Genomic DNA, 7,942 nt, shown 5'->3' with positions numbered 1-7,942 from the left:
AGGCCTCATATGGCCTTAAAATACAAAACGCCTGATGAAATTCATCAGGCGTTTTAGAAAAAAGTGTCAACCTATATCAGGACAACACAGTCAAAACACTCTGAATTAATTAAGCAAACATGCTCTTCATTATCCAGAAGAAGATGATTGATAAGCCTGCACCAACAGGTAAAGTAATGACCCACGAAACCACAATGTTACGTACAACACCTAAGTTTATCGCCGCAATACCTCTTGCCATACCAACACCTAACACAGCACCTACAAGCGTTTGTGTTGTGGAAATTGGTAAACCAGCGCCTGAAGCTATAACAACGGTACAGGCAGCAGCCAGCTCAGCAGCAAAACCACGACTTGGCGTTAAATGAGTAATACCTTTACCTATGGTAGCAATAACTTTGTGACCGAAAATTGCAAGACCCGCGACAATACCAAAACCACCTAATGGCAATATCCACCAAGCTAACGAAGCTTTTGCTGCAATTTGACCTTCGTTACCCACGATACTTACCACAGCAGCTAGTGGACCGATAGCGTTAGCAACATCATTTGAGCCATGTGCGAAGGCCATACAACACGCGGTAACAACCATTAAAATAGCAAACACTTTCTCAACATTGACATAATGAGCTTCTTTAGCCACATTCTCATCAAACTTAAGCTTGGCAATAAATACCTTACCTATCGCAGCAACAACAATAGCTGTTAAAACTGCGTATACGTATGCTTCAGTGCCTTCGATATGTAAATCAAGATGTTTTAAACCTTTCTTAATGGTAACTAGCGCCAAGACAAAGCCAGCAAGGAACATATATAGCGGCACCCAGCGTTTAGCTTGCTGTAATGGTTTTTCGGTATCAAAGATTAATTTTTGCGCACTGTTAAATATGATAAATGCGATTACACCTGAAATAAGCGGTGTGATAATCCAACTACCAACAATACCACCTACTTTACTCCATGTAACAGCATCAACACTGACACCCATAGCAGCAAAACCAACAATAGCACCAACAATTGAGTGCGTTGTTGATACAGGCCAACCTAAAGCCGAAGCAATCAATAACCAAGTAGCAGCAGCGAATAAAGCTGAAATCATACCAAAAACAAGTAACTCAGGCGTATCAACAAAATAGCTTGCATCAATGATACCTTTACGAATTGTCGATGTTACCTCACCACCAGCTAAATATGCCCCTGCAAATTCAAATACCATTGCAATAATGATGGCTTGTTTAATAGTTAATGCTTTAGAGCCAACTGAAGTTCCCATTGCATTAGCAACATCGTTAGCACCAATGCCCCATGCCATAAAGAAGCCAACAACAGCAGCCATAATGACCAAGGTCGAACCATAGTTAAGTAAAATTTCCATCAGTTAAACCTTATTTTCGAGCTAAAAGAATTTCTAAACGTGCACCAACACGTTCAGCAAGGTCGGCTAAATCACCAACCCAATCAATTATTTGATATAAAAACATTACATCAACTGGATTTAAATCCTTTTCAATCGCTAATAAGTTTTTGCGTAAACTAATTTGTAATACATCCGTGTCATCTTCAATGGCGTCTAATTGGGCAATCATTTTCGCAACTAATTCCACTTCACGACCTTTAAAGCCTGTTTCTAACAAATCATCCAATTCATTAATCGCTTCAGCTGCCTTTTCAGTCGCATCAATACAACGTTTAAGGTAAGTTGAAAATTCTTCTTGTAATGCTGAAGGTACTTGTAACTTTCTTCCAAGAACGCGGCCAGCAATATCTTTTGCTTTATTAGCAATTTTGTCTTGCTGAGTTAGTAACTCTAACAAATCTGCTCTGTCCACAGGCATAAATAAGCCACCAGGTAACTCTAAACGTAATTGACGTTTGAGTGCATCAGCATCTTGCTCTAATTTTGATAGCTTACGACGGATTTTCGTCGCCTCACTCCAGTTTTCTTCAACACAGGCATCAAAGAAAGGGATTAATTGTTTAGAACACTTAACAACAATTTGTATGTGTTTTTCTAATGGTTTTATAGGGGATTTAGCAAAAACCCCTAAGATTGTATTTCTGGCCATAATTATGTTTCCAGGAGAAAAGAACTCTCGTTATTGTTATTCGACGCGGATAGTAACTCATTTAACTATCAAAGTTAAATGCTAATATTAGCTTAATTTTACTAGAATTCAGCTTAACGCGCGCGCTTAGAAAATATATTAATCAACACCTTGGTAAGCTGCTGATTAATAAGTTGAAATTTATCTGTTTTATTATGATGTTAACTTTTTAACCGCTTCTGCAGTTGTATGCCTGACCACTTTGCCTTTTACAAAGTAGATGATGTATTCACACATATTTTGACATCGATCACCAATTCGCTCTAATGCCCTTGCGGACCAAATAACGGTCATCACTTGAGGAATAGCTCGTGGATCTTCCATCATGTAAGTCATCAGTTGGCGCATTAGTGCTTCATATTCACGATTAATTTTATCATCCATCTGATGAATCTTTACTGCCGCATCTAAATCCATACGCGTAAAAGCATCTAAGGTTAAGTGTAAAAATTCAACAACACTACGACCTAAGTTTTCTAGGTTCACTAATAAATCTTGCTGTTGTGAAGAAAAACTTTCTAGCGCAACTTTTGCTATTTTTTCAGCTTCATCCCCAATTCTTTCAAGATCTGCAATGGTTTTAACAATTGCCATAATTAAGCGTAAATCACCTGCCGCGGGTTGTCGCTTAGCAATAATACGAGTACATTCATCATCAATACTTACTTCATAGGCATTGATTTGATAATCATTATTCAGAACTTCTTGCGCTAATACTTCATCAAAATCATGTACGGCCGTTAATGCATCAGTTAATTGTTTCTCAACCAATCCTCCCATATGCATTACATTATTAATAACACGCTCTAAATCTTCATTAAATTGGCCTGAAATATGACGACCAACCTGTAAATTATCCATGTAAAACCCCTTAAATAATTAGCCGTATCGACCAGTAATATAATCTTCTGTTTGCTTTTTCATTGGTGTAGTAAATAGTGTATTAGTATCACTATATTCTATTAAGTCACCCATATACATGAAAGCAGTTTGATCTGATACCCTAGCAGCCTGCTGCATATTGTGCGTTACAATTACAACAGTGAACTGTTTCTTTAAATCATTAATTAATTCTTCAATTGTTAACGTTGATATTGGGTCAAGCGCTGATGTAGGTTCATCTAACAATAATACTTCCGGTTCAATGGCTACGGCTCTTGCAATAACTAGACGCTGTTGTTGACCACCAGATAAACCTAGCGCGCTTTCATGTAATCTATCTTTAACTTCATTCCAAAGCGCTGCGCTACGTAATGATTTCTCAACGGCATCATCTAATACTCGACGATTATTTTCACCAGCAATTCGTAGCCCGTAAACAACATTTTCATATATAGACTTAGGAAATGGGTTAGGTCTCTGAAAAACCATACCGACTTTGCGTCTAAGTGATGCGACATCTACATGTTTACCGTAAATATTCTTGCCATGTAAATTGATCTCACCACTAATATGACAACCGTCTACTAAATCGTTCATTCGGTTGATACAGCGTAGTAAGGTTGATTTACCACAACCACTAGGACCAATAAAAGCAGTAACTTGGCCTTTAGGGATCGACATAGTGATATCTTGTAATGCCTGCTTTTTACCATAGTGAAGATTTAGCCCTTTGATATCTAAAGCAGTTTGTTCACTAGTTAACTTGGTTAAGTCTAGCTTGCTGGCATCCGCAGATAACGCCTTTGGGGTAACAGAAATCATATTTTACTCTTATAACTATTTACTAATTAATTATTTTCGATTGAAATGTTGTATAGAACTAATGTTCTAACATCTTATATCTTTCACGTAACTTGTTTCGAATTGATACAGCAGTCATATTCAAGGCAACGATAATCGTAACAAGTAGCAAGGCTGTTGCATAAACAAGTGGTCTTGCTGCTTCTACGTTCGGGCTTTGAAAACCTACATCATAAATATGGAAGCCTAAGTGCATAAACTTACGATCTAAATGTAAGAAAGGAAAATTACCATCAAGCGGTAAGTTCGGAGCCATTTTAACAACTCCAACTAACATTAATGGTGCGACTTCACCGGCAGCGCGTGCTATGGCTAATATAATCCCCGTCATTATAGCAGGACTAGCAATCGGTAAAATAATGCGCCATAAGGTTTCAGCTTTTGTTGCGCCAAGCGCTAAACTACCATGACGCATAGCTGACGGGATACGAGATAAACCTTCTTCTGTTGAAACGATAACAACTGGTAGCGTTAAAATAGCTAAGGTTATTGCTGACCATAATACACCTGGTGTACCAAATGTTGGGCTTGGTAAGGCTTCAGGATAAAACAACTGATCTAATGAGCCACCCACCATATAAACAAAAAAGCCAAGACCAAATACGCCGTAAACAATAGAGGGTACACCCGCTAAATTTATTACCGCTATTCGTAATAATCTAGTCAATGCATTTTTTCCGGCATATTCATGTAAATAAATTGCGGCAACTACACCAAATGGTGAAACGATTACAGTCATGAGTAATACCATCAGTACCGTACCAAAAATAGCGGGAAAAACACCGCCTTCAGTGTTCGCTTCTCTTGGGTCATCAATAATGAATGCAGCTATTTGACTTAAAAACAAAGTGAACTTATCAAAAAAGCCCAGTTGATTATTAAAATTAACTTGCAGGATATGCTCAAAATTAATAGTAACTAACTGACCATCCATTGCACGCATAATAAGGTGATCACGCGAAATTTTATCTCGCAATGCCATCAGTTGTTGCTCTAATGTTTGATATTCATCTTTTAAAGCTTGAGTCTCAGTATCAATCTCTTGCTGCTTATCTACAGTCAATTCACCTTTAAGCGTTAAACTTTTAGACTGCAAGCGTAGGCTCTCAAGCTGGTAATTAATCGCACCTATATCAACCTTTTGTAAATCTTCAATTTCTGCTTGAAATTGCTCAACTCGCTCAAGTAGTTCTGGCAGCTTAGCAATATCTACAGGTTGACCATCTAAAACTAAACTATCAATAAAGCCATAAAAATTACCATTCGTTCTTCGTTCTACAACAGCTAAATCTTTTGGTGTTGTGGTTTTGGTGATGTTCGTACTTAAAATCCAACGAAAATCTAAACTCACCAATTCACGGTTACCGGTTTTTACCAGTAAACGTTCAAGTACTTCTTGGTCTTTCGCTAACTTTAAATCTAAATGAGCAAGTTGGCTTACTGGTATTTGTTCTCTATCATAAATTTCACCTATAACCACTGAGTTATTACCTTGCTCATCTATCATATCGAACTGATATAACTCACTAGGCCAGAAATAAGATAACCCCTTAGACGCGATAAGCCATAAAAGACCTAACACTGAAATTAAGCTGATGCTAACACCACCCGCTGATAGCCATATCCAAGGAGATCCCGACTTAAACCATGTATTCATAACAAAACTCTTTAATTCTTTAATTTATTCGTGCAATAAACTATTGCTTCATTTATTAACTTAACGGGTTAAGCCTACATTGAGCTATATTTCTCACGTAAACGCTGTCTAACAAATTCAGCCATAGTGTTGAAAATAAACGTGAAAACAAATAATACAAAGGCTGCCAAAAATAGTATTCGATAGTGAGAGCTACCCACTTCTGATTCAGGCATTTCTACAGCAATATTTGCAGCAAGTGTTCTCATACCTTGGAAAATACTCCAATCTAAAATAGGTGTATTACCAGTTGCCATTAATACGATCATGGTTTCACCAACTGCACGACCTAACCCCATCATCACAGCAGAAAAAATACCTGGGCTTGCTGTCAATAACACCACCTTGACTAATGTTTGCCACTGCGTAGCACCTAGAGCTAAAGAGCCGCTGGTTAAATGACTTGGTACACTAAAAATTGCATCTTCAGCCATAGAGAAAATAGTAGGTATCACGGCAAATCCCATCGCTATACCCACAACTAAGGCATTACGTTGGTCAAAATTAATACCTAAATCATTGGTAATATATTGACGCATATCACCACCAAAAAAGGCTGTTTCAAATAATGGTGAGAAAGTGAAAGCTAAATATGCAGCAGCAATTAATACCGGAATTAAAATAACAGGCGCTAATGTTTCAGGAATTTTTTCTTTTAAATCTCGTGATAAGTTATGCCATACAAATGCCGTTAGAATTGTTGCTAACGGTAAAAATATAAATAATAAAAAGATAGCCGGTAAGTACTTTTCCATGATGGGCGCTAGCCATAGACCTGCTAAGAAGCCTAGAATAACGGTTGGTAATGCTTCCATTAGCTCAATAGTCGGTTTTACCTTCTTTCTCAGCACAGGTGTCATAAAGTAAGCGGTATAAATTGCTGCCGTAAGAGCAATAGGTACCGCGAAAAGCATTGCATATAATGCAGCTTTAATGGTGCCAAATGATATAGGAACTAGAGAAAATTTTGCTTCAAAGTCATCAGAGCCCGAAGTTGATTGCCAAATATAATCAGGCTCTGGGTAACCTTCGTACCACACTTCTTGCCAAAGTGCTTGCCAAGTCACCTCAGGGTGCTCATTGTGCACTTTAAATAACTCTAAAGAAGTCACAGATTTTTGTTCGTCATACATCGCGACTGCAATTGCATCAGAACGAGGAGAAATAGCAAAAGCTGTCGGATGCTGCTTTGCAATATTACCCTGCCAAAGCTCAGCTTCACTGGTGGTAAAGAAAACCCCCATATTGCCAGTAGCCGTTAACGTATAGAAACTCTTGCGAAATTGTTCAGTATTTATACTTGCAATAGCTTCATCGCCTGAATCAAATGTTCTAATTTGCTGAAATTGACGACCTTGCTCTGTGGCAACTTCAAACCATTGACTGATTTGTCCTTGGTTATCACCTAATAGTACAGAACTACCACCTGATAAAAGTGCCATCGCCGTTAATTTTGCATCAGGTCTATTTGAAAAATCTGCATTAATTTGAGCTTTTTCTTCTACAACGTCATCATCGTCTAATGAAAATACCGATACTTGTGATTCATTACGAACAAAGACCATGGTGAGATCTGGAGATATTTCAATATCATCAATATGATGTGCAAGATAATCAATTTCTTGATAGATAGTTTCAAACTCACCATCTTCTTCCCCAAACTCGTCATCACTAATTAAGCTGGTTTTAATTAATCGCTTATCTTGAGTAAAACCTACAAAAACTGCCTTCTCTTCATTCATGGCAAACGCTAACTGAATAAAGCTTTGCTCTTGCTCGTCTACTGAGATTGGAGAATCGACAATAGGGTAAGAGATACTTGGGATAATTTGGCGAGAATCATTATTATACTGAGCCGTAAATTGCGGTGAAACTACAAAAACCTGCCCGTGCTCCGTAACTAACAGCTTTTTATCATGACCGGCATCTTCAACCAGAACTAAACGATCATCATCAGCAATGAGTTGCTCAGATAGTATTAAATCACCTGCAGGTAAATTATTATTTTTTAATAATGAAAAAAACTCAATTTTACCTGATTCAGTAATTTGGAATGCAACTTCCTTAAGCTCATCAACTCCTGTACTAAGCACTTTACTATCAGCACTGAGCGCAATTGACATCTCAGGTTCTATACTGACTGATTCAAAAATAGGCTTTATCACGTACAGTAAGTACATGAAAATAAGTACTAATGTGAATAACACACTAATACCACCTAGCGTAATTAGCCATTTCGCTAATGAGTTTTTTATTTTTCTAGTATTTGAAGAAAGAGCAACACTTGCCACTGAGTCAACCTCGTTAATTTAAATAACGAGGCAATTATAAGACAGTAATATGACACTTTTGTGACATACCAGCATCATAGTTAAAATACTTAAGACATGCTAAATAA

Annotated in this window: 6 protein-coding genes; all 6 read right to left on the bottom strand. The window is 37.6% G+C overall.

Translation table 11 applies throughout. From position 1 onward, the window contains the following. Positions 1 to 109: 109 nt before the first annotated feature. Positions 110 to 1,375 carry an inorganic phosphate transporter gene (locus EPA86_RS06120; protein WP_140602541.1) on the bottom strand — a complete coding sequence of 422 codons (1,266 nt, stop codon included), beginning with the start codon at positions 1,373 to 1,375 and terminating at the stop codon, positions 110 to 112. A gap of 10 nt (positions 1,376 to 1,385) precedes the next feature. Further along, on the bottom strand, positions 1,386 to 2,066 hold the full coding sequence (locus EPA86_RS06115; protein WP_140602540.1) for a TIGR00153 family protein: 681 nt from the start codon (positions 2,064 to 2,066) through the stop codon (positions 1,386 to 1,388). Between the two features lie 192 nt (positions 2,067 to 2,258). Next, positions 2,259 to 2,966, bottom strand: coding sequence for a phosphate signaling complex protein PhoU (gene phoU, locus EPA86_RS06110; protein ID WP_140602539.1), 708 nt, complete (start codon positions 2,964 to 2,966; stop codon positions 2,259 to 2,261). A gap of 18 nt (positions 2,967 to 2,984) precedes the next feature. After that, positions 2,985 to 3,809: a phosphate ABC transporter ATP-binding protein PstB gene (gene pstB / locus EPA86_RS06105; protein ID WP_140602538.1), complete on the bottom strand. Its 825-nt coding sequence runs from the start codon at positions 3,807 to 3,809 to the stop codon at positions 2,985 to 2,987. Between the two features lie 58 nt (positions 3,810 to 3,867). After that, positions 3,868 to 5,505, bottom strand: a complete 1,638-nt coding sequence (gene pstA, locus EPA86_RS06100) for a phosphate ABC transporter permease PstA (RefSeq protein ID WP_140602537.1) — start codon at positions 5,503 to 5,505, stop codon at positions 3,868 to 3,870. 74 nt (positions 5,506 to 5,579) lie between these two features. Then, entirely contained in the window at positions 5,580 to 7,724 is a 2,145-nt protein-coding gene (locus EPA86_RS06095; protein ID WP_140602545.1) for an ABC transporter permease subunit, read from the bottom strand. Positions 7,725 to 7,942: the final 218 nt, after the last annotated feature.

Origin of the sequence: Litorilituus lipolyticus (assembly GCF_006439335.1) — a bacterium.
GTDB lineage: Bacteria > Pseudomonadota > Gammaproteobacteria > Enterobacterales > Alteromonadaceae > Colwellia > Colwellia lipolytica.
This window is presented reverse-complemented; position numbering and strand designations above follow the sequence as displayed.